We start from the raw sequence: 25,547 nt of genomic DNA, 5'->3' as shown, positions 1-25,547 counted from the left end.
GACACGAAGCTGCTGGTGCTGGATGAGAAGGGGAGGCTGTGTCCGGTGGGGGTGGCCGGAGAGCTGCACATTGGAGGGGCGCAGCTGGCGCAGGGGTACCACGAGAGGGCGGAGCTGACGGCGAAGCGCTTCGTGCCGGACGGGTACGCGAGGGAGGTGGGGGCGAGGCTGTACCGGACGGGAGACAGGGCGAGGTGGAGGAGCGACGGGGTGGTGGAGTTCCTGGGGCGGCTGGACGCGCAGGTGAAAGTGCGCGGCTACCGGATTGAGTTGGCGGAGGTGGAGGCGGCGCTGAGGGAGTTGGAGGGGGTGAAGGACGCGGCGGTGGGGGTGCACGAGGAGACACCGGGGGACAGGAGGCTGGTGGGGTACGTGGTACCGAGGGCGGGGGCGGCGTGGGAGCCGGAGGGGCTGAAGGAGGCGCTGGGGCGCAAGCTGCCGGAGTACATGGTGCCGCCGGCGCTGGTGAGACTGGAGGCGCTGCCGCTGACGCCGAGCGGGAAGGTGGCGAGGGCGAAGCTGCCGGCGCCGGACCTGGCGAGCCTGAGGGGCGTGGCGCCCTTCGTGGCGCCGAGGGACACGCTGGAGACGCAGCTGGCGGAGGCCTTCGCGTCGGTGCTGAAGCTGCCGAGGGTCAGCGTCACCGACAGCTTCTTCAGCCTCGGCGGTCACTCGCTGCTGGCGACACAGGTGGTGGCGCGCATCCGCAATCGGCTCAAGGCGGACATCCACCTGACGACGCTCTTCGAGGCACCGTCCGTGGCCGCGCTGGCCCGACGCATCGAGGCCGCGCCGCGCGCGCCGCTGGCGACCCTGCCCCCCATCGTCCCCGCATCACGCGACAAGTCGGTGCCGCTGTCCTATTCGCAGGAGCGCCTGTGGAAGCTGTTCAAGGCCAACCCCCAGTCCACGGCCTACAACCAGCCCGCGGCGTACCGCTTCAAGGGCGCGCTGAATCCGGATGCGCTCCGGGCCGCGGTCCAGGCCCTGGTGGACCGACACGAGTCCCTGCGCACCACCTTCACCGAGGAAGCCGGTCAGCCCGTCCAGAAGGTCGCCGCGACGTTGCGAATCGACCTGCCGCTGGAGGACTTCCGGGCCCGCGAGGACCGGGAAGAAGAAGTCCTCCGTCGCATCGCCGAGGACGCGCGCAAGCCCTTCGACCTCACGCAGGGGCCCCTGGTGCGCGGCGGTCTGATCCGCCTGGCGGACGACGAGTACCTGTTCATCTTCAGCAAGCACCACATCCTCTCGGATGGCTGGTCCGAGAGCGTCATCACCCGCGAGGTGGTCCACCTCTACACCGCCTTCGCGCGCGGCTCGGCGCCGTCGCTGCCTCCGCTGGTGATTCAATACCCCGACTACGCGGCCTGGCAGCGCCGCTGGCTGTCCGGTGTCGAGCTGGAGTCCCGGCTGTCCTACTGGCGCAACGCCCTGGCGAAGGCGCCGAAGCTGCTGGAGCTGCCTCTCGACAAGCCCCGTCCTCCCACGCGCACGTTCAACGGCACCTGGATTCCCGTGTCGCTGGGGCGCGCGCGCAGTGACGCGCTCAACCTGCTGTGCCAGCGCGAGCGCGTGACGCCGTTCATGGCGCTGCTGTCCCTGTTCGGCACCTTGCTCTGCCGCCGGGCTCGACAGGAGGAGCTGGTCATCGGCTCTCCCATCGCGAACCGCGCGCTCCCGGAGGTGGAGTCCCTCATCGGCCTGTTCGTCAACACCGTCGCGCTGAACGTGGATGTGCGCGGCAATCCCTCCTTCCGGCAGCTGTTGGCCCGGGTGCGCGACGTCACCCTCGGCGCCTACGCGCACCAGGAGGTGCCGATCGACCAGGTGGTGGACACCCTCGTCCCCCAGCGACAGCAGAACCGGGCGCCGCTCTTCCAGGTGATGTTCGTGCTCCAGAACACTCCCGCAGAATCGCTGGAACTGCCGGAGCTGACCTTGATGCCGATGCCGTCGGATCGCGGTGCCTCCATCTACGAGCTGACGCTCTCGCTCCAGGAGCAGGAGGACGGGTTCTCCGGGCTGCTGGAGTTCAACACCGACCTGTTCGAGCCCGACACCGCACGACGACTGTGTGACGCCTTCTCCGCGCTCCTCGACGCGGCGCTGGCGACGCCGGACATGCGGGTCGGAATCGACGCGGTCATCCCAGGATTCGAAGGGCAGGAGTGAGCCGTCATGGAACTCAAGAATCGCTATCGCAACACGGAGTCGATGATCGGCCACGGCAACCCGTCGTTCACGTCGGCGAAGGAAGCGGGGCTGCTGGACCTGTCCGTGCACAACACCGGACGCGGCACGCTGGCACTGCCGGATGGCCGTGAGTTCATCAACATGTGCTCGTGCTCGTACCTGGGGCTGGACTCGCACCCGGACGTGCTCCAGGGCGCCATCGACGTGCTCCAGCGCGAGCGCACCCTGTGCATGTCCATCTCCCGGCTGCGAATCCGGCTGGCGGACCTGGACGCGCTCGAGGAGGAATTGACCCACCGCTGGCGCGCGAAGACCATCGTCACCAACTCCGCCAGCTCCGCCAGCGCGGGCCTCCTGCCCCTCATCGCGTCCGGCCACCTGCTGCCCGACGGGCACAAGCCCATCCTGGTCTTCGACAAGTCCGCGCACTTCTCGATGAACCTCATCAAGCCCATCTGCGCGGATGAGACGCACGTCATCACCGCGCCGCACAACGACCTGGACTTCCTGGAGGACCTCTGCCGCAAGCACGCGCGCGTCGCGTACGTGGCGGACGGCTTCTACTCCATGGGCGGCGTGGCCATCGTGAAGGACCTGTTCCACCTGCAGGACAAGTACGGGCTGTTCCTCTACTTCGACGACTCGCACTCGCTCTCCATCTACGGCGCGTCGGGCGAGGGCTACGTGCGCGCGACGATGGGCGGCGAGGTCAACTCGCGCACCATCATCATCGGCTCGCTGGGCAAGGGCTTCGGCACGGCGGGCGGCGCCGTCATGCTGGGGCCCCAGCAGCACGCGGACCTGGTGGGCCGCTTCGCGGGTCCGCTGGGCTGGTCCCAGAGCCTGTCGATTCCGGCCATCGGCGCGAGCCTGGCCTCGGCGCGGCTGCACGGGGGCGCCGACCTGGCCGAGCGACAGCGCGCCCTCCGGGCCAACGTGCGCTACTTCGACGAGCGCGTGCCCACGCGGACCGCGGGCGAGGACTTCCCCATCAAGATCATCGACGTGGGGCCCGAGCCCCTGGCGGTGGAGCGCTCGCGGCGGTTGATGGCCGCGGGCTTCTACTCCTCCGCCGTGTTCTTCCCCATCGTCCCCAAGGGGCGTGCGGGGCTTCGCATCATGCTGCGCTCCAACCTGTCCACCGAGGACCTCCAGCGGCTGTGTGACGCCGTGCTGGAGCTGGCGGCGCCCGGGACCTCGGAGCCACTCGCATCATGACCATGCCCTTGCAGTGCAGGTCCTTCCTGGTGACGCCCGCCATCGACCCCTCCCGCTTCGACAAGGCGGTGGAGGTGGGCGCGGACATGGGACTGCTCGACCTGGAGGACGGTGTCCCCCACGCCCTGAAGTCGGAGGCTCGCCGGCTGGCGCTGTCCTATCTGTCCTCCTCCCGCCCACGCGGGCCGCTGTGCCTGCGCATCAACAGCCTGCGCACGGAGGCGGGCCTGCGCGACGTGCTCGCGCTGCTGGACTCCAACGCGCGACTGGATGCCCTGCTGCTGCCCAAGGTGGAGTCGCCCGCCGAAATCCAGCAGCTGGACGCGCTCCTGGGAGACCGCTTCCCGGAGCTGTCGCTCCTGGCCATCATCGAGACGGCGCGCGGTGTGGAGGCCGTGGACGCCATCGCCCTGTCCGCGCCCCGCCTGCGCGGCCTCATCTTCGGCGCCGCGGACCTCTCCGCGCAGATGGGCGTGTCCCTGTCCTGGGAGCCCATGCTCTATGCGCGCTCGCGCATCGCCATGGCGGCGGCCATCGCGGGGCTCAACGCCATCGACTCGCCGTACTTCGGCCTGGGAGACCTGTCGGGGCTGGAGGAGGAGACGCGCAAGGTGGGGGCGCTGGGCTACACCGGGAAGATCGTCATCCACCCGGACCAGGTGGGCGTGGTGCACGCGGCGCTGCGGCCCACGCCGCAGATGGTGGCCCACGCGCGCCGGGTGCTCGCGCAGGCGGGTGACGGAAAGGGCGGCATCCACGTGGTCGGAGGGAGCATGATTGGCCCCCCGCTCGTGACGGTGGCGCGGCGGGTGCTGGCGAGCGTCCAGCATGACGAGGCCATGGCGCCCGTCCACCTTCGCGCGGGCTCCGGGAGCGGGGACTCATGAAGAAGATGGTGGCCGCCCACAAGAAGGTGGGCAAGCAGCGCTACCGCGAGACACACGGGCTGTTCTACGAGGACTTCGAGGTGGGCGATGTCTTCGAGCACCGCCCCGGCCGCACCCTCACCGACGTGGACAACATGTGGCAGTCGCTGCTCAGCCTCAACACCCACCCGCTCCACATCGACGCCGTCTACGCCAGCAAGACCGAGTGGAAGCGGCCGCTGATGTCCAGCCTCGTCACCCTGGCCATCGTCGGGGGGATGAGTCTGAACAGCACCAGCGCCAAGGGCGTGGCGAACCTCGGGTGGGACCGCATCCGGTTGACGGCCCCCGTCTTCGTGGGGGACACCCTGTACGCGGAGAGCCGGGTGCTGGCCAAGAGGAGGTCCCGCTCTCGCGCGAAACAGGGAGTGGTCACCGTGGAGACCAAGGGCCTCAAGGCGGACGGCACCGTCGTGATGACCTTCGAGCGCTCCTTCCTCGTGCCCTTGCGGCGCCATGGCGTGGACGTGGATGCGAACTACTGAGGTGATGACCGCGGTCGTCGTGCGGACTCCAGGCGGTCCGGAGCAGCTCCACCTGGAGACCCGACCCCGGCCCGTCCCCGGCCCCCGTCAGCTCCTCGTGCGCGTGCGCGCCTCCGCCCTCAACCGCGGAGACACCAGCCAGCGCGCCGGCGGCTACACGCTGCCTCCCGGCGTCACCAGTCCCTTGCTCGGCATCGAGGTCGCGGGCGAGGTGGAGGCCGTGGGCCACGAGGTGCGCGCCTTCCAGCCCGGCGCGCGCGTCTTCGGGCTGGTGGACGGCGGCGGCTACGCGGAGGCGTGCCTGATGGAGGAGGGGATGGCCCTCCCGATTCCGGAGGGCTGGTCCTTCGTCGAGGCCGCGGCCGCGCCCGAGGCGTACTGCACCGCGCACGAGTCGCTCGTCGAGCTGGGCGGACTGGGGCCCGGTCAGTCCGTGCTCATCCACGCCGCGGGCAGCGGCATCGGCACCGCGTGCATCCAGGTGGCGCGCGAGGTGGGTGCCACCGTCTTCGTCACCGTGGGCAGCGACGAGAAGCTGCGCCGGTGTCTGGCGCTGGGCGCCTCGGCGGGCGTGGTGCGCACGCGCGAGAACTTCGCGGACGCGGTGCCCGAGTGGACGAAGGGACGCGGCCTGGACGTGGTGGAGGACTTCGTCGGAGGCGCGGCGCTGGGCCGCAACCTGCGCGCGCTGCGCTTCGGCGGCACGCTGATGCTCGTGGGGCTGATGGACGGAATCCGCGGCGACCTGGACCTGAAGCAGGTGGTGCTGCGCCGCCTCCAGCTCAAGGGCATGGCGCTGCGTCCGTTGCCCCTGGCCGCCAAGGTCGCCGTCGTCCAGCGCTTCCGCGAGCGTTGGCTGCCCCGGCTCGTCGACGGCCGCGTGCGCGCGGTCATCGACACCACCTTCCCGCTGGCGCGCGTGGCGGACGCGCACCGGTACATGGAATCCAACGCGAGCTTCGGGAAGATCCTCCTGGAGCTCTGAGGCGGTGGCTTCAGCTCCCCGTGGCGCGGCGCAGGTTGCCGCGGGCCGCGGCCCCCGGCTCGTGCAGGAGCGAGTACGGGTCCAGCGCGTCGCCGCCCACCGTCTCCAGCCCCACCGACGTGCCCAGCCCCAGCCGCTCCGCGTGACGCAGGAACAGCGCGGTGACGACCTGGTCCTCCAGCGCGTACCCGGTGGAGTCGAACACGGTGGCCTTCTGGCGCCAGGACTCGTAGCGGTCCGGGTTCTTCACCAGCGTGACGAGGTCCGGGCCCACCTGCTCGGGCTTCAACTGCTGGCACTCGCCCTCCACCAGCGCCTGCACGGTGAAGTCCGGGCACACCAGGCTCTTCTCCAGGAGCGCGCGCGGCAGCTCCGTCTTGCCCGGCAGGTCCGAGCCCACGGCGTTGACGTGCACGTGCGGCTTGAGCGCCTTGCCGGAGATGACGGGGCCGGCGCCCACGGCGATGGAGGTCGCGGTGCAGATGATGTCCGAGCGCTCCTCCAGCTCCGAAAGCGACACCTGCTTCACGTCCAGCCCGAGGAACGCCGTGCGACGCGCGAGCGACGCCTGCGCCTCCGGGTTCGTGTCGTACGCGAGCACCTCCGTGAGCGGGAACACGCGGCTGATGGCGTGCAGCTGCGTCACCGCCTGCGCGCCGCAGCCCACCAGGCCCAGCACGCGGCTGTCCGGCGAGGCCAGGCAGCGTGTGGCCACCGCGGAGGCCGCGCCCGTGCGCAGCGCCGTGGCGAACACGCCGTCCATCAGCGCGACCAGGTGGCCCGTCCTGGAGTCATACAGGCTGTTGGTCGCGATGATGGTGGGCAGCCCCTGCTCCTCGGGGTTGAACGGGCTGTAGCTCACCATCTTCACGGTGACGGCGCCGCCCTTCTGCATCACCGGCATCCACTCGAGACACCCGGGCTGGCGCGGATGCTCCGTCAGGAAGCCATCCCGCTTGCGCACCTCGGTGAGCTCTCCGTCGAACGTGCGCAGCGCGTCGGTGAGCGCGCGGATGAGCTCGTCCATCAGCGCGTCCGCACCCACTGCCTCCACGATGCAGCGCAGGTCCGCCCGAGTCACCAACAGTGTCCGTGTCGCGTCGCTCTTCACTCGAGTGTCCCCTGGGCCAATCCGCTGTTTCAGTCGCTGACTCGCGAAACAGGATCTGCTGATAACACAGCTCTGTAATGGGAGCGCAAACTAGCAGGGCTTTCGTGTTCACGACAGGGGGGGCCCAACCCAGCGGAACCCGGTCGTTTTTTCCGGGCGGAACGTTGGCGTCTCACGCGTCCGAGACATGGACGACACATCGGAATCCGATGTGCGAGGTTCCGCTGTCGATGGACTGCGGCGAGCGCGCGGCGGGGCGGTAGCGCAGGCAGTAGTTGGACGCGCAAAGGTGGCTGCCGCCCTTGAGGACGCGGCGGGGGATGCTCACGTGCGGAAGGCTCGGGTCCAGGCTCTTGCCGCTGGAGGCGGGGCCGCGCGGGTTGACGGGGATGCAGCACGCCTTGCCGCCGTTGCCCTGGTGGCGCTCCTGATACCAGTCGCAGGTCCACTCCCACACGTTGCCCGCCATGTCGAAGAGCCCATACCCGTTGGGTGGGAAGCTCCCGACTGGCGAGGTCCCCTCGAACCCATCGGTGTTCAGGTTCTGCCAGGGGAACTCTCCTTGCCAGATGTTGGCCATCTGCTGGCCTCCCGGAGAGAACTCGTCGCCCCAGACGTACACCTTGCGGTCCAGGCCGCCGCGGGCCGCGCGCTCCCACTCGGCCTCGGTGGGCAGGTCCTTGCCGGCCCAGGTGGCGTAGGCCTCCGCGTCCTCATAGGCGACGTGGACCACCGGGTGGCGCTCGCGGCCGAGCCACGTGCTGCCGGGCCCTTCCGGGGCCTTCCAGCAGGCGCCGGGGGTATAGGCCCACCACTGCGTCAGGTCCTTCAGGCTCACGCGCCGGGCCGTCTTGCGGAAGACGAGTGAGCCGGGCACGAGCAGCTCCGGCGTGGCGCCGGGGAAGTCGTCCGGATTCAGCGGACGCTCGGCGACGGTGACGTAGCCGGTGGCCTCGACGAAGCGCGCGAAGTCGGCGTTGGTCACCGTGTGGCGGTCCATCCAGAAGCCGCTGACCGTCACCTGGTGCGCGGGCTTCTCCTCGGGATAGTGATGGTCGGAGCCCATCCAGTAGGTGCCGCCCGGAATCCACACCAGGTCCATGGCGGGTGCGTCCTTCTCCGCCACCTCGTTGCGCGAGACGGGGGACTGCAGGCCCTGGGTTTCACCGACGACATCCACGCTCATCCGCCGCCTCGCTCTTCGTCTGTCCACACCGGTGGAGGGGCACGCTCGTGGCCCCAGGCGGCAAGCTGGGTGGCTTCGTCGCGCGGGACAACCGGGCCCCGCGGGGCGGGGCGACCGAGGGGCCCCGGGCGCTCGGAGGCACCCGGACCTGCGAGCGCCCGCGGCGTGTCCGCCTTCGGATTGGCGGCGTGTGCACGCGTGGACAACGTCCTGTCGCCAACGTGCAGGAGGGGCTCATGGAGACGAGGACCGAGACGGAGACGCGCGTGAGGGAGCAGACGGACACCACCACGCCCCGCGAGCTCCACAAGCTCAGCCCCTTCGAGCTGAAGGACACGCTCATCGAGATGGCGGACGAGTCCGCGAAGACGCGCGCGGCGGTGATGCTCAACGCGGGGCGGGGCAACCCCAACTGGATTGCCACCACGCCGCGCGAGGCGTTCTTCCTGATGGGGCAGTTCGCGCTGAGCGAGAGCCGCCGCACCTGGAACGAGCCCGAGGTGGGGCTGGCGGGCATGCCGAAGTCACCGGGCATCGCCCGGCGGCTGCGCGACTTCCTGGACGCACAGGAGGACAGCGCGGCCGTGAGGCTCCTGCGCGACTCGCTGGAGCACGGCGTGCGCGAGCTGGGCTTCGACGAGGACGCGTTCGTCTGGGAGCTCACCGACGCGGCCATCGGCGACAACTATCCGGTGCCGGACCGGATGCTCGTCCACGCGGAGCGAATCGTTCAGTCCTATCTGGCGAAGGAGATGTGTGATGGCCGTCCGCCGCCGGGGCGCTTCGACCTGTTCGCCGTCGAGGGCGGCACCGCGGCGATGACGTACATCTTCCGCTCGCTGATGGTGAACGGCCTGCTCCAGAAGGGGGACACCATCGCCCTGGGCACGCCCATCTTCACGCCCTACCTGGAGATTCCGCGCCTGGAGGAGTTCGACCTGCGCACGGTGGACATCCGGCAGAGCGAGATGACCGAGGAGGGGCGGCACTCATGGCAGTATCCGGAGTCGGAGCTGCGCAAGCTGGAGGACCCTCGCATCAAGGCCTTCTTCGTGGTCCACCCAGGCAACCCGGGCGCGACGGCGATGCGGCGTGAGTCGCTGGACCTGCTGGTGGACATCGTCCGGAAGAAGCGGCCGGACCTGCTGCTGCTGACGGATGACGTGTACGGCACGTTCGTGGAGGGCTTCCGCTCGCTCGCGGCGGAGCTGCCCCACAACACGCTGCTCGTCTACTCGTACTCGAAGCACTTCGGGTGCACCGGCTGGCGCCTGGGCGTGGTCGCGCTCCACGAGGACAACATCCTCGACGACATGATCGCGCGCCTTCCGGCCGCCCAGCGCGAGATGCTCGAGGAGCGCTACGGCTCCATCACCCTCGAGCCCGAGCGGCTGAAGTTCATCGACCGGATGGTGGCGGACAGCCGCGCGGTGGCGTTGAACCACACCGCGGGCCTGTCCCTGCCGCAGCAGCTCCAGATGTCGCTGTTCTCGCTGTTCGCGCTCCTGGACAAGGACGACGCGTACAAGAAGCGCTGCCGGCGCATCTGCCGCGAGCGGCTGGCCGCGCTGTACCAGGGCCTGGGCGTGGACCTGCCGGAGGACCCGCTGCGCTCGGCGTACTACCAGACGCTCGACCTGGAGGCGTGGGGGCGCAAGCACGTGGGGAAGGACTTCGTGGAGTACGAGGAGGCGCGGCATGACCCGCTCGACATCGTGCTCGCGCTGGCGCGCAGGCATGGCGTGGTGCTGCTCAACGGCAGCGGCTTCGAGGGGCCGGAGTGGTCGGCCCGCGTGTCGCTGGCGAACCTGGACGACGAGGCCTACCCGCGCATCGGCCAGGGCCTGAAGGACATCGTCATCCGCGCCATCCAGGAGTGGAAGGGGCGCGAGCTGGACTCGTGAGCGCGCGAAGATGCCCACCTTCGACGGAGGCCCATCATGAATGGCTCGAAGAACTCGATGCGAGGACTGTTGTGCGCGGTCGGCCTGCTGCTGACGGGCGCGGGCATCGCCGCGCAGGAGGGCTCGGCGCGGCCCACGTCCCCAGGCGCGGAGGCGTCGTCGACCCGCGGGGCCCCGGCGGACACGAAGGCGAAGGACGGCAAGGACGCGGCGCCGCTGCAGTCGGTGCGCATCCTGGCGACGGGCGGCACCATCGCCGGCTCGCAGGGCAACCCCCAGGGGTATGGCTACAAGGCGGGGGCCTTCAAGGTGGCGGACCTCATCAAGAGCGTGCCGAACCTGGACAAGCTGGCGCGGCTATCCGGTGAGCAGGTGGTGAACATCGGCAGCCAGGACATGAACGACGCGGTGTGGCTGAAGCTGGCGAAGCGGACCAACGAGCTGCTGGCCTCGCCGGACGTGGACGCCGTCGTCGTCACGCACGGCACGGACACGCTGGAGGAGACGGCGTACTTCCTGGACCTGGTGGTCAAGAGCGACAAGCCGGTGGTCCTGGTGGGCTCCATGCGGCCCGCCACCGCCACCAGCGCGGACGGGCCGGGCAACCTCTACAACGCGGTGGCCGTGGCGGCGTCGCCGGAGGCGAAGGGGCGGGGCGTGCTCATCGTCATCAACGACGAAATCCACGCGGCCCGGAACGTGACGAAGACGAACACCACCAACGTGGAGACCTTCCGCAGCCTGAACCGCGGGCCCGCGGGCGTGGTCAACACGGGTGACATCCACTGGTTCGAGAAGATGGACAAGCGGCACACGGTGGACTCCGAGTTCTCCATCGCGGGCGAGAGCGCGCTGCCGCGCGTGGACATCCTCTACGCGCACGCGAACATGAGCCCGGACCTCATCGACTCGGCGGTGAAGAACGGCGCCAAGGGGCTGGTCATCGCGGGGGTGGGGGATGGGAACATGACCCAGCCCGCGCTCGACACGCTGGCGAAGCACGTGAAGAAGGGCGTGGTGGTGGTGCGCAGCACGCGCCTGCCGAGCGGCCTGGTGCTGCGCAACAATGAAATCGACGACGACCAGAAGGGCTTCGTGGCCTCCGGGGAGCTGAACCCCGCGAAGTCGCGCGTGCTGCTCCAGCTGGCGCTGCTGGAGACGAAGGACCCCACGCGCGTCCAGCGGATGTTCGAGGAGTACTGAGGCCCTCCGCCTCGCGGTGCTCCCATGGTGGGCTCGGAGACGCTGTCGGACTTCTCGCTGGTGAGGGGCGGTCCATTCCAGACGCTGGGACGGCGGCTGCGCGGTGTCGAGCCGCGCCGCTCCGGCCTCTTCGCGCTCGTGCTCGCGTTGGGGTGCTGGGGGCCGCTCGTCCTGATGACGTGGATGCAGGGGGGCGACGCCCCGCGCCTGCTGCTTCGGGATCTCCAGGTCCATGGCGAGCTGCTGCTGTCGCTGCCGGTGCTCGTGGCGTCGGGGCCCTACATCGACAGCCGCCTGGGCGCGGCGGCGCGTCAGTTCCTCCGGGCGGACCTGGTGGGCGAGCGGGGACGGGGCGCGCTGGAGGCGCTGGCCCGGAGGTGCACGCGGTGGTGTGACTCGGCGGGCGTGGAGCTGCTGCTGCTGGGGCTGGTCATCGCGTTCGCGTGGCTCACCTCGCCGGACCCGTCGCGGGCGTGGCAGGTGTCGTCCTGGGGCCAGCCGTCGCTCGCGGGCGGCTGGTACCTCTGCGTGGCCCAGCCGCTGGTGCGCTTCCTGGTGCTGCGGTGGCTGTGGCGCGGAATCGTGTGGGCGGTCTTCCTGCTGCGCGTCTCGCGGCTTCCGCTTCGCCTGGCCTTCACGCACCCGGACCAGTCGGGCGGCCTGGGGTTCCTGGCCGTCTGTCAGGCCAGCTTCGCGCCGGTGGTGTTCGCGGTGTCCGTGCCGGTGGCGTCATACTCGTTCCGGACGAACGCCGCCGCCATCACCGAGTCCCCGCTGGTCTACATCATGCCCCAGGTCCTCTACGCCGTGCTGGCCTGCCTGGCCGTCTTCGCGCCACTGGCGTGCTTCTTCCGGCCGCTGGTGGCGGCGAAGCGGCGAGGGGACCCGTGGTTCTCCGCCGTCGCGGCGCACCACTCGCGCGAGTTCGAGGACCGATGGTTCCAGAAGAAGCCCGAGCTCCCCACGCTCGGCGCGCCGGACTTCTCGTCGCTGGCGGACCTGGGCTCGTCCTTCATGGTGGCTCGCAAGATGAAGCTGTTCCCGTGGGACCAGCGCGGGCTGCTGGCGGTGGGAGGGGCCGGGCTGGCGCCGCTCGTCATCCTGCTGATGGTGGACCGGCAGTTCCTGGCGGTGGTGAACCAGCTGCGCCAGAGCATGAGCTGAGCGGCGGCCTGCGCTCGGGTGCCTGTCCGCCGAGGACTGTCGGCAGGGGGCGGACGTGAGGATATCCAACGACGGCGGCCGGTGTGCATGCCGCTTGGAAGGAGGCGAGCATGCTCAGGACCCTGGCCGTGTTCGTGCTGGGCAACATCGTCACCCTGTTCATGTTCACCCAGGGCCTGGAGCGAAGGCCCGGTGACATCCGGCACGTCCTGGAGCGCCCGGCGTTGTATGCGCGCTCGCTGCTGGTGGTGCTCCTGCTGGTGCCGTTGGTGGCCATCGCGTTGGTCCATGTCTTCCGGCTGCCGACGGTGGTGGCCAGCGCCGTCCTGCTCATGGCCGTCTGTCCGGGCGCGCCGCTCCAGGTGAACCAGGCCCGCTCCCTGGGCGCCAGCAGCACCACGTCCCTCAACCTGTTGTTGCTGCTCAGCCTCTGCGCGCTGGTGACGGTGCCGCTCTGGGTGCGGGGCGTGGACCGGCTCCTGGGCGTCGAGTTCAGGGCGGCGCCGAGCCTGGTCTTCCGGCTGCTGCTGGTGAAGATCGTCCCTCCGCTCATGGTGGGAGTCGCGGTGGGGCACTACTTCCCGAGCCTGGCCCGGACGCTCGCGCGCTGGTGTGGTCGGGTGTTCAACGTGCTGCTCATCGCCGTGTCGGTGGGCGTGCTCTTCATCGTCGGTCCGAAGCTCATCCACACCGCGTGGCTCGCGGTGGTGGCGTTGGTGTTGCTGGTGACGATCTCGGCCGTGCTGGGACACTGGGCGGGGGCGCCGCGAATGGAGGACCGCAAGGCGGTGGTGCTGGCCGCGGCCTTCGCGCACCCGGTGTTGTCGATGACCATCATCACCCAGAGCTATCCGAACTACCGGGCGCTCGAGGTGGCGGGCGTGGTGGGCGCGTACGTCGTCATCCGCGTCCTGGCGTTGACCCCGTACAAGCTGTGGGTGAAGCGCCATGGAGAGTCCGAGGGCTCGAAGCGGGTTCCTCCGGGTGGCGTGCCGGCGTAGCGGGCTCACCTCCTGTCGTCCGGCGACGGTGTTGCCCGGGTGGAAGTGGCGGCTCAGCTTGCGGGCATGAGCCGGGCTTCGGACCCGGCACCCACGCCATCGAGGTGAGTCATGTTGGAGCAATCGACCACGGGGCTGTCGCCCCAGGAGGCGCGAGACATCGCGCGTGAGGCGTATGTCTTCGGCCTGCCCCTGGTGGAGCACTACCGGCTGTTCGCGCTGAACTTCCGTCCGGAGTCGCCACAGCTCCGGCCCGCCAACCAGTTCCTGCACTTCTCCCGGCTGTTCACCTCCGAGGACCGGGAGGTCGTCTCCCCGAACAACGACACGCTCTACTCGGTGGCGGTGTTGGACCTGCGAGGCGGGCCCGTGGTGGTGGAGACGCCGGAGCTGAACGGGCGCTACTTCTGCATCCAGCTGGTCGACATCACGACGAACAACCTGCCGTACATCGGCACGCGGGCCACGGGCACGGCCCCCGGGCGGTTCGTCGTCTCGGGGCCTGACTGGACGGGGCCGCTGCCCGAGCCGCTGAAGGACGCGAGCATCATCCGCTCCGACTCCTGGTTCGTGGCGGCGCTGCTGCGCGTCGGCGTGGACGGTCCGAAGGACCTGGCGGCCGCGGTCCCGCTGCAGCGGGAGTTCAAGGCGACGCCGCTCCACGTGTTCTCCGGGCAGTCGGCGCCGAAGCTCCCCGAGGTGTCGTGGCCTCCGTACTTCGATGACAAGGCGGACGCGTCGCTGAAGGCGTTCGAGTACATCAACTTCATGATGCGGTGGCACCGCTTCTCCGATGCGGAGCGACCGCTGCTGGCAAGGCTCGCGCGCGTCGGGGTGCGCCCCGGGGAGTCCTTCGACGCGAAGTCGCTGCCACCGGACCTCCGTGACGCGATGCTGGCGGGAGTCCGCGAGGCCCGCGAGTCCATCCAGCAGCGGCCGATGCTGCATCAGGGGTGGGAGCTGCCGGACCCGAAGGTGGGTGACTTCGGCGACGACTACGCGCTGCGCGCCCGCGTGGCGTGGAACTACCTCTACGCGAACTCAGCGGCCGAGGCCGTCTATCCCATCACCCACCTGGATGGCGCCGGCCGTCCGCTCGATGGGGCGCGTGCCCGCTACGTGCTGCGCTTCCCGAAGGAGGCGATTCCTCCGGTGCGCTTCTTCTGGTCCCTCACCGCGTACGACGCGAAGAGCCACATGCTGGTGGAGAACGACATCCACCGGTACTCGCTGGGAGATCGCTCGCGCACGTTGAGGCGGTCCGAGGATGGCTCCATCTCGTTCTTCCTCCAGAGCACGCCCCCGGAGGCCGCGCGTCAGTCCAACTGGCTGCCGGTGCCCACAGGGCCGTTCTATCTCCTGCTGCGGCTCTATGGTCCCACCGAGGCCGCGCTCCGGGGGCGTTATGTGCCTCCAGCCGTCGAGGCGCTGAACGACTGAGCCCCGGCTCCGCGGGACGACGCGAGTGTCGTCCGTTGACGCTCGCGCCGTCCCTGGCGGCCGGGATGTCCGCCCCGCGGGGTGGGGCGGATTGTCGGCCCTCGTATCCGTCCGGTCAGCGACGGGGCGTGATGTGACGTTGGCAACCAGCACAGGTGCGAAGGCCCATGGACCGAGGCTACCCGTGAGCCGTGGTGGTTGACCTCGAGCCGCCGACGTCAGGCGCGAACGACGCGGCCTCGGTACACGCCCAGCATGCTCAAGTCGTCGGGGGCGCGCGGCGGGCGGTCCTCGAACGTCCATGCGTTGTCGAGCAAGAGGCCGTCCACGCTGGATGCGACGGTGCTCGTGTCTTTCAGCGGGCCGCCGATGGCCCGCGAGGCCACCGCGAGCGCCTCCGGCTCCCAATCTTCTGCTCCTGAGAATCCCCACACCCACCGATTGGCGTCGACCTGAACATAGAGGTTCCAGAATGGGCGCATCGCCGCGCCGAGGGTGCACACGACGATGGCGTCGCCGATCCCCAGCGCCCCCACATGGACCGCGCTCTCCCTGCTCCACCCGCCGATCCGCATCAGCGCCCCCTGCTCTCGAACGGGCTTGCTCTCCCAGGTACGCAGTGCGCTGGCCACGAGTGCCGCGAGCGAGGGCGCCCAAATGGGGCGCGAGGCGTCGTCGTGTCGGTACTCGACCAGCTGGCCGGCCTCGGTTCCCGACAGCACATACGCGACGTGGTCGCCGTTGCCCTTCGTGAGCACGGGAACCCAATGTTCGGAGAACCGCGCACCGTCACTGTCGAACCCGAGGAGAAACCGACGAGTCGAGATCGCCTCGACGCAGCCCATCATCGAGTAAACGCTCGAGCCATCGAACGACACCAGCGCGGTCCCATCGTGCCAGCTGAACAGGGCGCGAAGGTCGCCTGGCAGTGCCGTCCCGAGCTCGGCCTCGAGCCCGGCCAGCTGCTCGGGCGCAGCCGGCGGTAGGAACGAGGCGTGCCCCCCGGGGTCGGCGCGGCGGATGGCCACATCGAGACGTTCGAGAGCGCGGACGAGCTCCTTGGGAGGCTGCGGCATCGAACGACATCACCACCGGAGGGATGCTGCGTCAAAGATCTCCGCGAATCAGACGCGAGAGCCCGCGGCGACCTCTCGATCACCGCGGGCCGTCGGGTGTGCAGGCGGCTCAGCGCTCGGGGTCGGTAACCGACCGATGGGAGACGTCCGACGGATGCACTCGTCCACTCGCACCGCCTGGAAGCCGCGCGTGGAGGTCAGGGGCGCCGATGCTTGCCTGACTTCAGGAGGAGTCCGGCGCGAAGGAGGAGGACGGCTGCCAGCGGTGCGGCAGCAACTCGTCCAGCGAAGTCCAGCAGCGCCTGTCGGGTGGCGCCGTCGTTCCACGAGGGAAGGGGCTTGCTCATGGCGTCCTCACTCAGCCCATCAGGGCGAACAGGTAGCAGATGAGGGTCAGCAGCAGGTTGGAGATGGCGAACGTCACCGGGTAGCCGATGGCGGGGACGATGCTCTTCGACGCCTCCTGCGCCGCCCGCATGCCGGCGCTGTTGCACCGGGCTCCCGCGATGGCGCCCATCAGCACCGCGCTGTTCATCTTGAAGATGTACTGGCCCACCACCCAACCGATGATGGGCGGGATGAAGGCGGCGATGGAGCCGATGATGAGCGTGGGCCCCAGGAGGCCGCCCTCGATGGCGTGCGCCACGCCCGCGCCGGAGTTCAGTCCGAGGATGGCGATGAAGACATTCAGCCCCACATCCTCGAGCAGCTGACGCGCGGACTCCGGGAACGGGCCGCCGAGCGCGGGGTTGTGCGTGCGCAGGATGCTCAGGCCGATGCTGACGATGAGCAGGCCCACCGCCGAGCCCAGGCTGAACTTGATGCCGTAGAGCGGAACCGTGATCGCGCCGAGCAGCGCGCCCGCCGCGAGCCCCAGGCCCAGGGTGATGATGTCCGTGGAGAGGCTCGGCTTCACGGGCGGACCGAGCACCTTGCGCAGGTCCGCCACCCGCTTGGGGCTGCCGGTGATGCGCAACACGTCGCCCTTGTTCACCACCTGCTCACGGCTGACCGGCAGCTGGTCACCCGCGCGGAACAGGGCGTTGAGGTAGATGCCGTGGCCCATGCGCAGCGCGAGCTCTCCCAGCGTCTTTCCGACGACCTGCTTGTCGTGGACGATGAACTCCACCGTGTCGAACTTCACGTTGCGCAGCTTGGAGTCGTCCACCTCCGGGCCGATGTGCGGCCCACCCGCCAGCAGCAGCGACACGGGGCCGAGCATCGCCACCTCGTCGCCCCGGCTCAGCACCAGGTCCGGCGGCGGGTTGTAGACGCGGCCGTCGTGGTAGACGCGCTCGATGGCCACGCGAGGGTGCGCATGGTCCAGGTCCGCCACGGTGCGACCCTCGAGCGCGGGGTTCTCCACGCGGAACACCCGCAGGTCCAACGGCATGTAGCCCCGGATGAACGAGTCCGCCGTGCCCGGCAGCGGCGCGGAGTCCTCGCCCGCCAGCTCCTTCTCCATCTTCTTGCCGTCCGCCACCGCGTCGCGGCCGAACATCTTCGGCATCACCGACATCATCACGGTGAAGAGCACCATGCTGATGCAGTAGAGGAACGCGTAGGACGTCGTCAGGTTCCCGGGCGCCTGCCGCGCGGCGTCCCCCGTCAGCGCCGCCGAGCCGCTCGCCAGCGCCGCCTGCGCCGCGCCGAAGCCTGGCGTCGCCGTGTTCGCGCCGGAGAGGATGCCCGCGAGCAGACCGGGCGCCAGGTGCGTGAAGTACCGCGAGGCGTAGACCAGCGCGGCCGACAGCAGCGGCACCAGCAGGGACAGGAGGATGAGGTGCTTGCCCTCGCGATGGATGCCGCCGAGGAACTGGGGACCCACCTTCATGCCGATGGCGAAGATGAAGAGGTTGAAGAACACCGTGCTGGTGAACTCCGGCAGGGCGTATTCGATCTGGTAGGCGTCGAAGGCCCAGAAGCTGACGATGAGGGCCAGCAGCAGCGTGGCCGCCGTGGAGCCCATGCCCACGCCCTTCACCTTCAGCTCGCCGAGCGCGTAGCCGACGGCCACCACGAGGAAGAGCAGGATGAAGGGCTGCCGGCGCATGTAGTCCAGCACCACGCCGAAGACGCCGTGGGGGTGGGGTTGCACGGCGGGCGCCGGCTGACCCTGTGCGAAGGCGATGACCGCGAGGCCCACGACGGCGGCGCCCGCGAGCAGGGCGGTATGGCGCATCTGGCTTCTCATGCGTGCATCCCTCCAGCGTTTCCGGTCAGGGTAGGGCGCCAGGCTCCTCGCCGGACGTGCCCCACGGGGAGAGGCGGCCGACGCGCCGGCCCGTCGTCAGAAGCGCAGCCCCAGGTTGATGGGCAGGTACTGGCCGTTCGCTCGGCGCGCGCCCGTGGCCGTCTGGTACTCGGGGCCGAAGATGTGGTGGTAGCGCGCCTCCAGATACACGCGCACCGTGCCGTAGAGCCGGTACGTGAGGCCCACGCCGCCATTCACGCCGATGTCCGTGGAGCTGCGCGAGTCGAGGATGACGTCCACCGGGACGACCTCCGTGTAGCAGGTGAAGAAATAGGGATCACACACGGGGACGAGCCCCGTGCCGGCGAACTGGGTGAGCTCCACCTTGCGGTAGTAGAGGCCCGGTCCCGCCGTCACGTAGAGCCCGAGACGCCTGCCCGACAGCAGGCCGAGGAAGAGGTTGAGGTCTCCGTACTGCATGATGTGATCGCCGGAGACGCGCTCGTCGGGCAGGACGTCGCTCTTCAGGTTGTAGTCGCTGTACTGGTATTCGGCGCGGAGGCCGAAGTGCTCGGTGAAGTGGTAGCCGCCGCCGAGCAGGAAGCCCCAGCCCGCCTTGAAGCGACTGTGTGATTCGCCGACGGGGAAGACGAGGCCGACCCCCAGGTTGAAGGTGAAGCGCCCGGCCATCGGCGGCGAGTCCTCCACGAAGCCCGCGGCGGGGTCCTCCGCGACTTGTCTCAGCGGACCTCCTCGCGCGACCCAGGGGACGAGCAGCGAGGACAACAGCACGAGCCTGGCGATGCACCGAGGCATGCGACCTCCTCACGACATGGCTCGCTGAAGCTGGGGACGTGGTGCCCTGGGGGCCGCGCGCGGCGCGGGCTCGTGGCTCCCTCTCGCGCCGGGTCGTCGTGGCGTGTTGGACAGCGTCGCCCGGCTGCCCCTCCCCCGGGGCCCGTGCCGCGGCGGGCCCGAGGACACATCGTCGAGGCGTGACGAGGCTCACGGCGACAGCAGGCTGGCGACGGGCCCGACGGTACGTGCCGGGGCTGGGGTGGATGTCCACCTACTCGCGGGCCTGGCTGCGCCCGGACCTGCTCTCCGCGCTGACGATTGGCGCGATGCTGGTGCCGCAGGGACTGGCGTACGCGCAGATTGTCGGCGTGCGCCCGGTCACCGGCCTGTACGCGGGCGTGGCGGCCATGCTGGCCTACGCGCTCTTCGGTCCCTCGCGGCACCTGATGCTCGGGCCGGAGGCGGGCGCGGCCATCATCGCCGCGAGCGCCCTGGGCGGCGTCGTGCCGGGAGACGACCCCGCGCGGTATGCGTCGCTCGCGGCGCTGCTGGCGCTGATGGTGGGGCTGTTGAGCCTGGCGGCGGGCCTGCTCAAGACGGGAGCGCTGGCGGACTTCCTCTCCAAGCCCATCCTCATCGGCTATACGAACGGGGCCGCGCTCATCATCATCGGCAGCCAGCTGGCGCGGATGTTCGGCCTGGAGCGGCGGGCGGAGGGCTTTCCGGGACAGGTGCTGGAGGTCGGACGCAACCTGCACGGCATGCACCTGCCCACGGTGCTGTTGGGGGTGGGCATCATCGGGTGTCTGGTCCTGCTGAGGCAGTGGCTCCCGAGGCTGCCCGGGCCGCTCATCCTGGTGGTGCTCACCACCGTGGCGGCGAGCGTGTTCCAGCTCCACCACGCGGGGGTGAAGGTGGTGGGGCCCATCGCCTCGGCGCCGCCGTCGTTCGGGTTGCCCCGGGTGGGCTTCTCGGATGTGCGGGCCTTGCTGCCCGCGGCGCTCAGCCTGGCGCTGGTGAACTACGCGGGCTCGGTGCTCGCGGGGCGGCTGTATGCCGACAAGCACCACTACCGGCTGGACGGGAACCAGGAGCTGCTCGGGCAGGCCGCGGCGAACGTGGCGTGTGCCTTCACGCAAGGGTTCCCGGTGACGGGAAGTGACTCGCGCACGGCGGTCAACGACGCGATGGGCGGGAGGTCGCAGCTGGTGGGCGTGGTGGCCGCGGTGCTGGTCGCCGTGTTCGCGCTCTTCTTCACGCCGCTGCTCCAGAGCCTGCCGCTGGTGACGCTGGGGGCCATCGTCATCGTCGCGGCGGTGTACCTTGTGGACGTGTCCTCGCTCGTGGCCCTGTGGCGGATGCGGCGCGTGGAGGCGGTGCTGGCGGTGGTGACGACGGTGGCGGTGCTGGTGCTCGGCATCCTCCAGGGCATCCTCGTCGCCGTCGCGCTCGCGCTGGGGGACCTCATCCGACGTGCCGCGCATCCCCACGACGCGGTGCTCGGCGAGCGCGAGGGCGTGTCCGGGTGGCACGACGTGACACGGCACGAGGGCACGCGCACCGTTCCGGGGCTCCTGGTGTATCGCTTCGATGCGCCGATGTTCTTCGCCAACGCGCGGCACCTGCGCGAGCAGGTGCGCGTCCTGGTGGCCCGGGCGTCCCCTCCCGTGCGCGAGGTGGTGCTGGACGCGAGCGCCGTTTTCGACCTGGACGTCACGGCGGCGGAGGGGCTGGAGAAGCTGCGCCAGGAGCTGGAGGACGAGGGCATCGTCCTGGTCATCGCGGACGCGAACGCGCCGCTGCGAGGCATGCTGCGGCGCACGGGGATGATGGAGCGACTGGGGGAACAGAACGTCTACCTCACCGTGGAGGCCGCCGTGGCGCGGTTCCAGGCCTTGCATTGACGTGGGGCCCCGGCCGGCCGCCCGCCTGGGGAATGAAGGGGGATTCGAGGACGTTGAAGACAGAGGGGCGAGGCGCTATAGACCTCGCCGTCCGTCGTTCCCAGGGTGGGTTCGGCGGGCCCGGACGAGGTGCGCCGTACCCGGTCACGACAAGACGACGCTCATCTCTGGAGTCGTACGTCATGGCGTGGATCATTCTCGTCATCGCGGGTCTGCTCGAGGTGTGCTGGGCCATCGGCCTCAAGTACACCGAGGGCTTCACCCGTCTTGTTCCCAGCATCCTCACGGGCACGGCCATCGTGGCCAGCATGTTCCTGCTGTCCACGGCGGCGAAGACGCTGCCCATCGGCACGGCCTACGCGGTGTGGGTGGGCATCGGGGCGCTCGGCGCCGCGGTGCTGGGCGTGGTGCTCTTCCATGAGCCGCTCACCCCGATGCGCATCGTGTTCCTGTCGATGCTGCTGGTCGCCATCATCGGTCTGAAGGCGACGAGCGGCGCGGACCCCTGACGGGGCTCACCAGACGTAGCGCAGGATGAGCTGTCCATAGGACAGCGTCGGGTCTCCGGAGCTCTGCTGCGAGCCCTCGTCGCCGTAGCCCCGCTGGGGCTCGCCATTCAGCATCACCACCGCGCCCAGGCCGAGCTGGAGGTTGGCTCGGCCCGAGTAGTAGACGCCGAGCCCCAGCGAGCTGTTCTTCAACGTCCGGTCCGAGCGCCCGAGCTCCTCCTGGCGGCCGGTGCGGAACAGGTATTCGCCCATCACCGCCACCGGCACCGACGTGGTGGGGTAGAGGTCCAGGGCCGCCGCGAGCGAGAAGAAGAAGCGCACCGCGTGGGTCTTCTGCTCCAGGCGGTCCCCGAGGATGCGGTCGAACGGCCTGCGCTTCTGCCAGGCGTACTCCGCCAGCGCCGAGCCCTGCAGCGAGAACATCCGCCCCAGCGTCTGCGCCGCGTAGACGCCGCCGTTCGCCGTCGTCTCCTCGCTGGGGACGAACAGGAACTGTCCCAGGCTGCCGTTGATGATCTGCTCCACCGTGACCTGGGGCGTCTCGACGATGGCGTTGATGAGGGGCAGCAGGGTGATTTCGCGCCCCTTGTCATAGCCGAAGTTCGCCCGGACGGAGACCTGCGTCCCGCTGTGCTCGCTGCGAAACAGCCGCACCACGCCGCCCACCTGGCCCAGCAGGTCCACCGTGGCGCCGGAGGACAGCAGGCCGTCCGCGTTGGTGCCGGTGATGATGGTGGCCCGGCCGAAGCCCGCGATGCCCAGCCAGTCGGTGATGCTCAGGCTCAAGTCCAGCGTCTGCTGGACACCGGTGAGCGTCACGTCCAGGGGCTGCAGGTCATTCACCGGCACATCGGGGATGTCATAGAGCGCCAGGCCCTCGCGGATGCCGACGTGCGAGGTGACGAACGCGCTCTGCTGGAGGATGGGGAACACGTAGGTGTGTCCCGCGAGTTGGCGGGTGCGCGCGCCGCAGGGCTCCTGGCAGGACTCCGCGCCCGAGGGCGCACCCGCCGCGACTCCCGCACCGAGCAACAGGCCCACGCCGAGGCTTCGAAGAAGGGTCTTCATCTCGGGCAACGTGGGGAACGTGGCCACTGCGGACCATTGCCCCGCGCGCGCGGTCAGCGTCGCGACGAAGACAGCCCACGGGTGGGCGACGCGAGGGCCGTCGTTCCACGGACATTGATGGGAGCGGAGTTCGTGCTCGGCGCTCTGCGTGCGCCCGGGGAGGGGCATCTTGCGCGCGTTTCTCGGGGAGGAGACGTGGAATGGAAGTGACGGAGACCTTGCAACGCACCGAGCCCGCGCATGCCTGGCGGCCTCATCTGACGACGGCGCACGAGCAGCTCGCGCCCAGGTTGGAGGCGTTCTATCGGGACCTGCATGAGCACCCGGAGTTGTCCATGCAGGAGCATCGGACGGCCGCGAAGGTGGCGAAGTGGTTGGAGGACATCGGCTACGAGGTGACCTCGGGCGTGGGGCGTACCGGCGTCGTCGGCATCTTGCGCAACGGGCCGGGGCCCACGGTGCTCCTGCGCGCGGACATGGATGGGCTCCCCGTGGAGGAGAAGACGGGACGGCCCGACGCGAGCCATGTCACGGTGAAGGACGCACAGGGGCACACGGTGCCGGTGATGCATGCCTGCGGGCATGACGTGCACCTGACGTGTCTGGTGGGCGTGGCGGAGCTGCTCGCGTCGTCTCGCAACCACTGGCGGGGCACGCTGATGATGGTGGCCCAGCCCGCGGAGGAGACGCTCCAGGGCGCTCGGGCGATGATGGACGACGGGCTGTATGCGCGCTTCGGCACGCCGACCGTGGCGCTCGCGCAGCACGTGGGGCCGATGCCCGTGGGACTGGTGGGGTACCACCAGGGCGCTTCGATGATGGCGTCCGCGAGCGTGCGGGTGCGCATCCACGGCAAGGGTGGGCATGCCTCGCGGCCGCAGTCCACGGTGGACCCGGTGGTCATCGCGGCCTACCTGGTGACGCGGCTGCAGACCATCGTCTCGCGCGAGCTGGACCTCACCCAGGGCGGCGCGGTGATCTCGGTGGGGAGCCTGCACGCGGGCAGTCGCGCGAACGTCATCCCGGACGAGGCGGTGCTGGAGATGTCGGTGCGCACGCCGACCGACGCGCTCCAGGACCAGCTCATCGAGGCCATCTCCCGGATGGCCCGCGCGGAGTGCGAGGCGGGGCGCACGCCCCGGCCTCCGGACATCGAGGTGATAAGCCGCACGCCGGTGATGGTGAACGACGACTCGTACTCCCGCCGGGTGCGCGCCGCGCACGCCGCGTGGTTCGGCGAGGACCACCTGGTCGACACGGGCATGGTGAGCGGCAGCGAGGACTTCCCGTACTTCGACGGGCGCACGTCCAACGACGCGTCGAAGGCGAAGGTCCCGCTCGTCTACTGGTACTTCGGCGGCACGTCCCACGACGTGTGGAAGCGTGCTCCAGGCAAGACGCTCTGGGAGAAGCTGCAGAGCCTGCCGTCGAACCACTCACCGTACTTCAACCCGTCACCGGAATGTCTGCGCTTCGGCTGCGAGTCGATGCTGATGGCCGCGCTGGCGTGTCTGGATGAGGAGCCCAAGGCGGAGCAGGCGCCGGAGGCAGGCAAGCGGCTGCACTGAAAAGCGTCGGCAGCCGGCGCTGACATTTCTACAGGGATTCAAGCGGTCCGTGCGCCAACCGTCCGATTTTCTTCAAAGGGCGGATGGCACGCGGACTGCTTTGTGCAGCGACCGTCATGAAGTCACCCAGGAACACGCACCGCCCGTACACCGTCGAGATTTCGGCGGGAGCCTGGAGCCAGGTCGCCCGGCTCTCCCAGGAGCGCTATCGCGCCATCCAGGCCCACCTGGAGCGCGTGGCCTCGCTCGGCGCGCAGACGGAGGCCTCGGCGACGTTCCAGGTGGACGAGCTGCACGTCCACTACGCGGTGGATGCGCGGCGCCGGCTGGTGACGCTGGTGGACATCACCCGGGACACGGCGGGGGTGATGAAGGCGGCGGGGCGGTCCACGGCGCCCAAGGCCCCGGGCCTCTGAGTCGGGGCGGTGTGCTACGCCCGGGGGCATGACACGGGTGGTGGACGGGGCATGAGCCAGGACGACAAGCGGGAGCCTCGGCGGCTGGCGGACCTGCTGCGTCGGGGCATGTCCCAGGCGAAGCAGCAGCCCTCGGCGGGCCTGGCCCAGCTGGAGGCGGACTGGAAGCAGCGGGAGCTGGAGCGGCAGCGGGCCGCGGAGGAGGCGAAGGCCCGGCATGCGTCCGCCCAGGTGCACGCGTGGCCCTTGCACCTGGAGCAGTGCGGCGCGCCGGCCGAGGCCGTGGCGGGCCTTCGAGGAGAGACGCCGCTCGAGACGGCGGCGCTCCGCGCGGCTCGGCATGTCCTGAGGGAGCGGCTGCGCAGCCTGCTGTTGTCGGGAGGCCCTGGCACGGGGAAGACGACGGGGGCGTGCTACCTCTTCCGGGCCGCCGTGCGCGGCGACCGGGGGCTGTCGGCGTGGGATTCGTCGGCGGGGCTCTTCATCGACTGGGCGCGTCTGTCGCGCGAGGAGGACTCCGAGGCGCGGCGGCGGTTGCTCCAGCGGGCGGCCCAGGTGCGGGTCCTGGTGCTGGACGATATCGGCGGGGAGGCGTCGGGCCCGCGGCAGCGGGAGCTGTTGGAGTCGCTCGTGGAGCAGCGGGACAGGCCGGACCTGGTGACGGCGTATACGACGCGTCTGTCGGTGCAGCGGCGCGAGGGTGGGCCCTCGCGCTTCGCCGAGTCCGTGGGGGCCCGCGTGGTCCAGCGCATGAGCCGCCAGGGGACGTTCCACCTGGCGGACTGTGGGAACAGGGACCTGCGTCAGGGCGGGAAGCCGTGAGCCCGGGCGAGGCGCTCAGGTGCAGCCGGGGTCGCACGACTGCTGGGAGACGGAGTCGTAGCAGAGGTTGAAGACGACGTTGGAACAGCACTCCTGCACCTCGACGTTGCAGCCGTCCTGACAGGTCCAATAGGTGAAGACGTGGCGGAAGCCGTCGATGCAGACCTCCGCCTTCTGCTCCTGTTCAGCCAACGGTGGTGGCTCCTGGGAGGGCTCCTCCACGCCACCACAGCCCAGCAGCAAGCACGTCGTCAGCGCGACTCCGAGAAGCTCTCGCATGTGACCTCCAGGGGTGAAGACTCGCGAGCGTAGCGCGGCCTTCGTGGCGCATGTCGAGGCCGGGGGACTCACATGCGGCGCCTCCGGGTGCAAT

At 69.9% G+C, this 25,547-nt stretch carries 22 protein-coding genes and 1 riboswitch; of the genes, 15 read left to right on the top strand and 7 right to left on the bottom strand.

Annotated elements, in window-relative coordinates:
- The 5 genes from K8625_RS17910 to K8625_RS17890 form a co-directional block, all read left to right on the top strand.
- Positions 1 to 2,175: condensation domain-containing protein (locus K8625_RS17910; protein WP_223783372.1), on the top strand; the 2,175-nt coding region annotated here is incomplete at its 5' end.
- Between the two features lie 6 nt (positions 2,176 to 2,181).
- Positions 2,182 to 3,414 (top strand): aminotransferase class I/II-fold pyridoxal phosphate-dependent enzyme, encoded by a 1,233-nt coding sequence (locus K8625_RS17905; protein WP_223783371.1) that lies wholly within the window; start codon positions 2,182 to 2,184, stop codon positions 3,412 to 3,414.
- Positions 3,411 to 4,301, top strand: coding sequence for an aldolase/citrate lyase family protein (locus tag K8625_RS17900; RefSeq protein WP_141331190.1), 891 nt, complete (start codon positions 3,411 to 3,413; stop codon positions 4,299 to 4,301). Before K8625_RS17905 ends, K8625_RS17900 begins: the two co-directional genes overlap by 4 nt.
- Positions 4,298 to 4,825: a MaoC/PaaZ C-terminal domain-containing protein gene (locus K8625_RS17895; RefSeq protein ID WP_046713949.1), complete on the top strand. Its 528-nt coding sequence runs from the start codon at positions 4,298 to 4,300 to the stop codon at positions 4,823 to 4,825. The genes K8625_RS17900 and K8625_RS17895 overlap by 4 nt, the downstream gene beginning before the upstream one ends.
- Positions 4,812 to 5,810, top strand: a complete 999-nt coding sequence (locus tag K8625_RS17890; protein WP_223749092.1) for an NAD(P)H-quinone oxidoreductase — start codon at positions 4,812 to 4,814, stop codon at positions 5,808 to 5,810. The genes K8625_RS17895 and K8625_RS17890 overlap by 14 nt, the downstream gene beginning before the upstream one ends.
- 10 nt (positions 5,811 to 5,820) lie before the next feature.
- Here K8625_RS17890 and K8625_RS17885 read toward each other — a convergent pair whose 3' ends face one another.
- Positions 5,821 to 6,921, bottom strand: coding sequence for an ornithine cyclodeaminase family protein (locus tag K8625_RS17885; RefSeq protein WP_223783370.1), 1,101 nt, complete (start codon positions 6,919 to 6,921; stop codon positions 5,821 to 5,823).
- A 172-nt stretch (positions 6,922 to 7,093) separates the two neighbouring features.
- Positions 7,094 to 8,107 (bottom strand): formylglycine-generating enzyme family protein, encoded by a 1,014-nt coding sequence (locus K8625_RS17880; protein WP_223783369.1) that lies wholly within the window; start codon positions 8,105 to 8,107, stop codon positions 7,094 to 7,096.
- Between the two features lie 236 nt (positions 8,108 to 8,343).
- Between K8625_RS17880 and aspD the strand changes: the two genes are divergently transcribed.
- The 5 genes from aspD (at position 8,344) to K8625_RS17855 (ending at position 14,819) form a co-directional block, all read left to right on the top strand.
- Positions 8,344 to 10,011, top strand: a complete 1,668-nt coding sequence (gene aspD, locus K8625_RS17875; RefSeq protein ID WP_223783368.1) for an aspartate 4-decarboxylase — start codon at positions 8,344 to 8,346, stop codon at positions 10,009 to 10,011.
- Between the two features lie 36 nt (positions 10,012 to 10,047).
- Positions 10,048 to 11,214: a type II asparaginase gene (locus K8625_RS17870; RefSeq protein ID WP_223783367.1), complete on the top strand. Its 1,167-nt coding sequence runs from the start codon at positions 10,048 to 10,050 to the stop codon at positions 11,212 to 11,214.
- Between the two features lie 24 nt (positions 11,215 to 11,238).
- Positions 11,239 to 12,378 carry a hypothetical protein gene (locus K8625_RS17865; protein ID WP_223783366.1) on the top strand — a complete coding sequence of 380 codons (1,140 nt, stop codon included), beginning with the start codon at positions 11,239 to 11,241 and terminating at the stop codon, positions 12,376 to 12,378.
- A 110-nt stretch (positions 12,379 to 12,488) separates the two neighbouring features.
- Entirely contained in the window at positions 12,489 to 13,379 is an 891-nt protein-coding gene (locus tag K8625_RS17860; protein ID WP_223749086.1) for a hypothetical protein, read from the top strand.
- A gap of 111 nt (positions 13,380 to 13,490) precedes the next feature.
- Positions 13,491 to 14,819 (top strand): DUF1254 domain-containing protein, encoded by a 1,329-nt coding sequence (locus K8625_RS17855; protein WP_223749085.1) that lies wholly within the window; start codon positions 13,491 to 13,493, stop codon positions 14,817 to 14,819.
- A 218-nt stretch (positions 14,820 to 15,037) separates the two neighbouring features.
- Here the strand turns inward: K8625_RS17855 and K8625_RS17850 are convergent, their stop codons facing one another.
- The 3 genes from K8625_RS17850 to K8625_RS17840 all read right to left on the bottom strand — a co-directional run bounded on the left by K8625_RS17850 (position 15,038) and on the right by K8625_RS17840 (position 18,905).
- Positions 15,038 to 15,895, bottom strand: a complete 858-nt coding sequence (locus tag K8625_RS17850) for an SMI1/KNR4 family protein (RefSeq protein WP_223749084.1) — start codon at positions 15,893 to 15,895, stop codon at positions 15,038 to 15,040.
- A gap of 358 nt (positions 15,896 to 16,253) precedes the next feature.
- A complete protein-coding gene (locus K8625_RS17845) occupies positions 16,254 to 18,077 on the bottom strand; it encodes an aspartate:alanine exchanger family transporter (RefSeq protein WP_223749083.1) in 1,824 nt (607 codons plus the stop codon).
- Positions 18,078 to 18,185: 108 nt separating this feature from the next.
- Positions 18,186 to 18,905 (bottom strand): outer membrane beta-barrel protein, encoded by a 720-nt coding sequence (locus tag K8625_RS17840; RefSeq protein ID WP_223749082.1) that lies wholly within the window; start codon positions 18,903 to 18,905, stop codon positions 18,186 to 18,188.
- 179 nt (positions 18,906 to 19,084) lie between these two features.
- On the opposite strand from K8625_RS17840, the gene K8625_RS17835 reads away from it, so the two are divergent.
- On the top strand, positions 19,085 to 20,791 hold the full coding sequence (locus K8625_RS17835; protein WP_370641924.1) for a SulP family inorganic anion transporter: 1,707 nt from the start codon (positions 19,085 to 19,087) through the stop codon (positions 20,789 to 20,791).
- 94 nt (positions 20,792 to 20,885) lie between these two features.
- Positions 20,886 to 20,955: riboswitch (guanidine-III (ykkC-III) riboswitch) on the top strand.
- Between the two features lie 18 nt (positions 20,956 to 20,973).
- Positions 20,974 to 21,300, top strand: a complete 327-nt coding sequence (gene sugE, locus K8625_RS17830; protein WP_223749081.1) for a quaternary ammonium compound efflux SMR transporter SugE — start codon at positions 20,974 to 20,976, stop codon at positions 21,298 to 21,300.
- 6 nt (positions 21,301 to 21,306) lie between these two features.
- Here sugE and K8625_RS17825 read toward each other — a convergent pair whose 3' ends face one another.
- Entirely contained in the window at positions 21,307 to 22,368 is a 1,062-nt protein-coding gene (locus K8625_RS17825; protein ID WP_223749080.1) for a hypothetical protein, read from the bottom strand.
- Between the two features lie 200 nt (positions 22,369 to 22,568).
- On the opposite strand from K8625_RS17825, the gene K8625_RS17820 reads away from it, so the two are divergent.
- The 3 genes from K8625_RS17820 (at position 22,569) to K8625_RS17810 (ending at position 25,174) form a co-directional block, all read left to right on the top strand.
- Positions 22,569 to 23,936 carry an amidohydrolase gene (locus tag K8625_RS17820; RefSeq protein WP_223783365.1) on the top strand — a complete coding sequence of 456 codons (1,368 nt, stop codon included), beginning with the start codon at positions 22,569 to 22,571 and terminating at the stop codon, positions 23,934 to 23,936.
- A gap of 116 nt (positions 23,937 to 24,052) precedes the next feature.
- Positions 24,053 to 24,352 carry a hypothetical protein gene (locus K8625_RS17815; RefSeq protein WP_223783364.1) on the top strand — a complete coding sequence of 100 codons (300 nt, stop codon included), beginning with the start codon at positions 24,053 to 24,055 and terminating at the stop codon, positions 24,350 to 24,352.
- A gap of 51 nt (positions 24,353 to 24,403) precedes the next feature.
- The gene (locus tag K8625_RS17810) at positions 24,404 to 25,174 is read left to right on the top strand and encodes an ATP-binding protein (protein WP_223783363.1); all 771 of its coding nucleotides are present in this window, start codon (positions 24,404 to 24,406) and stop codon (positions 25,172 to 25,174) included.
- 15 nt (positions 25,175 to 25,189) lie between these two features.
- Here K8625_RS17810 and K8625_RS17805 read toward each other — a convergent pair whose 3' ends face one another.
- The gene (locus tag K8625_RS17805) at positions 25,190 to 25,453 is read right to left on the bottom strand and encodes a hypothetical protein (RefSeq protein WP_141330881.1); all 264 of its coding nucleotides are present in this window, start codon (positions 25,451 to 25,453) and stop codon (positions 25,190 to 25,192) included.
- Positions 25,454 to 25,547 lie beyond the last annotated feature (94 nt).

The sequence above is a fragment of the Myxococcus sp. AS-1-15 genome (genome assembly GCF_020037055.1).
Lineage (GTDB): Bacteria > Myxococcota > Myxococcia > Myxococcales > Myxococcaceae > Myxococcus > Myxococcus fulvus.
Note: the sequence above shows the minus strand (reverse complement) of the source record. Positions and strands in the feature narration are given on the sequence as shown.

Bases quoted from the DNA above. Each gene is read 5' to 3' on its own strand.
- K8625_RS17845 (WP_223749083.1), bottom strand. From the start codon at position 18,077: ATGCGCCATACCGCCCTGCTCGCGGGCGCCGCCGTCGTGGGCCTCGCG.
- K8625_RS17900 (WP_141331190.1), top strand. From the start codon at position 3,411: ATGACCATGCCCTTGCAGTGCAGGTCCTTCCTGGTGACGCCCGCCATC.
- K8625_RS17865 (WP_223783366.1), top strand. From the start codon at position 11,239: ATGGTGGGCTCGGAGACGCTGTCGGACTTCTCGCTGGTGAGGGGCGGT.
- K8625_RS17905 (WP_223783371.1), top strand. From the start codon at position 2,182: ATGGAACTCAAGAATCGCTATCGCAACACGGAGTCGATGATCGGCCAC.
- K8625_RS17880 (WP_223783369.1), bottom strand. From the start codon at position 8,107: ATGAGCGTGGATGTCGTCGGTGAAACCCAGGGCCTGCAGTCCCCCGTC.
- aspD (WP_223783368.1), top strand. From the start codon at position 8,344: ATGGAGACGAGGACCGAGACGGAGACGCGCGTGAGGGAGCAGACGGAC.
- K8625_RS17850 (WP_223749084.1), bottom strand. From the start codon at position 15,895: ATGCCGCAGCCTCCCAAGGAGCTCGTCCGCGCTCTCGAACGTCTCGAT.
- K8625_RS17820 (WP_223783365.1), top strand. From the start codon at position 22,569: ATGGAAGTGACGGAGACCTTGCAACGCACCGAGCCCGCGCATGCCTGG.
- K8625_RS17810 (WP_223783363.1), top strand. From the start codon at position 24,404: ATGAGCCAGGACGACAAGCGGGAGCCTCGGCGGCTGGCGGACCTGCTG.
- K8625_RS17805 (WP_141330881.1), bottom strand. From the start codon at position 25,453: ATGCGAGAGCTTCTCGGAGTCGCGCTGACGACGTGCTTGCTGCTGGGC.
- K8625_RS17815 (WP_223783364.1), top strand. From the start codon at position 24,053: ATGAAGTCACCCAGGAACACGCACCGCCCGTACACCGTCGAGATTTCG.
- K8625_RS17870 (WP_223783367.1), top strand. From the start codon at position 10,048: ATGAATGGCTCGAAGAACTCGATGCGAGGACTGTTGTGCGCGGTCGGC.
- K8625_RS17855 (WP_223749085.1), top strand. From the start codon at position 13,491: ATGTTGGAGCAATCGACCACGGGGCTGTCGCCCCAGGAGGCGCGAGAC.
- K8625_RS17860 (WP_223749086.1), top strand. From the start codon at position 12,489: ATGCTCAGGACCCTGGCCGTGTTCGTGCTGGGCAACATCGTCACCCTG.
- K8625_RS17895 (WP_046713949.1), top strand. From the start codon at position 4,298: ATGAAGAAGATGGTGGCCGCCCACAAGAAGGTGGGCAAGCAGCGCTAC.
- K8625_RS17840 (WP_223749082.1), bottom strand. From the start codon at position 18,905: ATGCCTCGGTGCATCGCCAGGCTCGTGCTGTTGTCCTCGCTGCTCGTC.
- K8625_RS17890 (WP_223749092.1), top strand. From the start codon at position 4,812: ATGCGAACTACTGAGGTGATGACCGCGGTCGTCGTGCGGACTCCAGGC.
- K8625_RS17825 (WP_223749080.1), bottom strand. From the start codon at position 22,368: ATGAAGACCCTTCTTCGAAGCCTCGGCGTGGGCCTGTTGCTCGGTGCG.
- sugE (WP_223749081.1), top strand. From the start codon at position 20,974: ATGGCGTGGATCATTCTCGTCATCGCGGGTCTGCTCGAGGTGTGCTGG.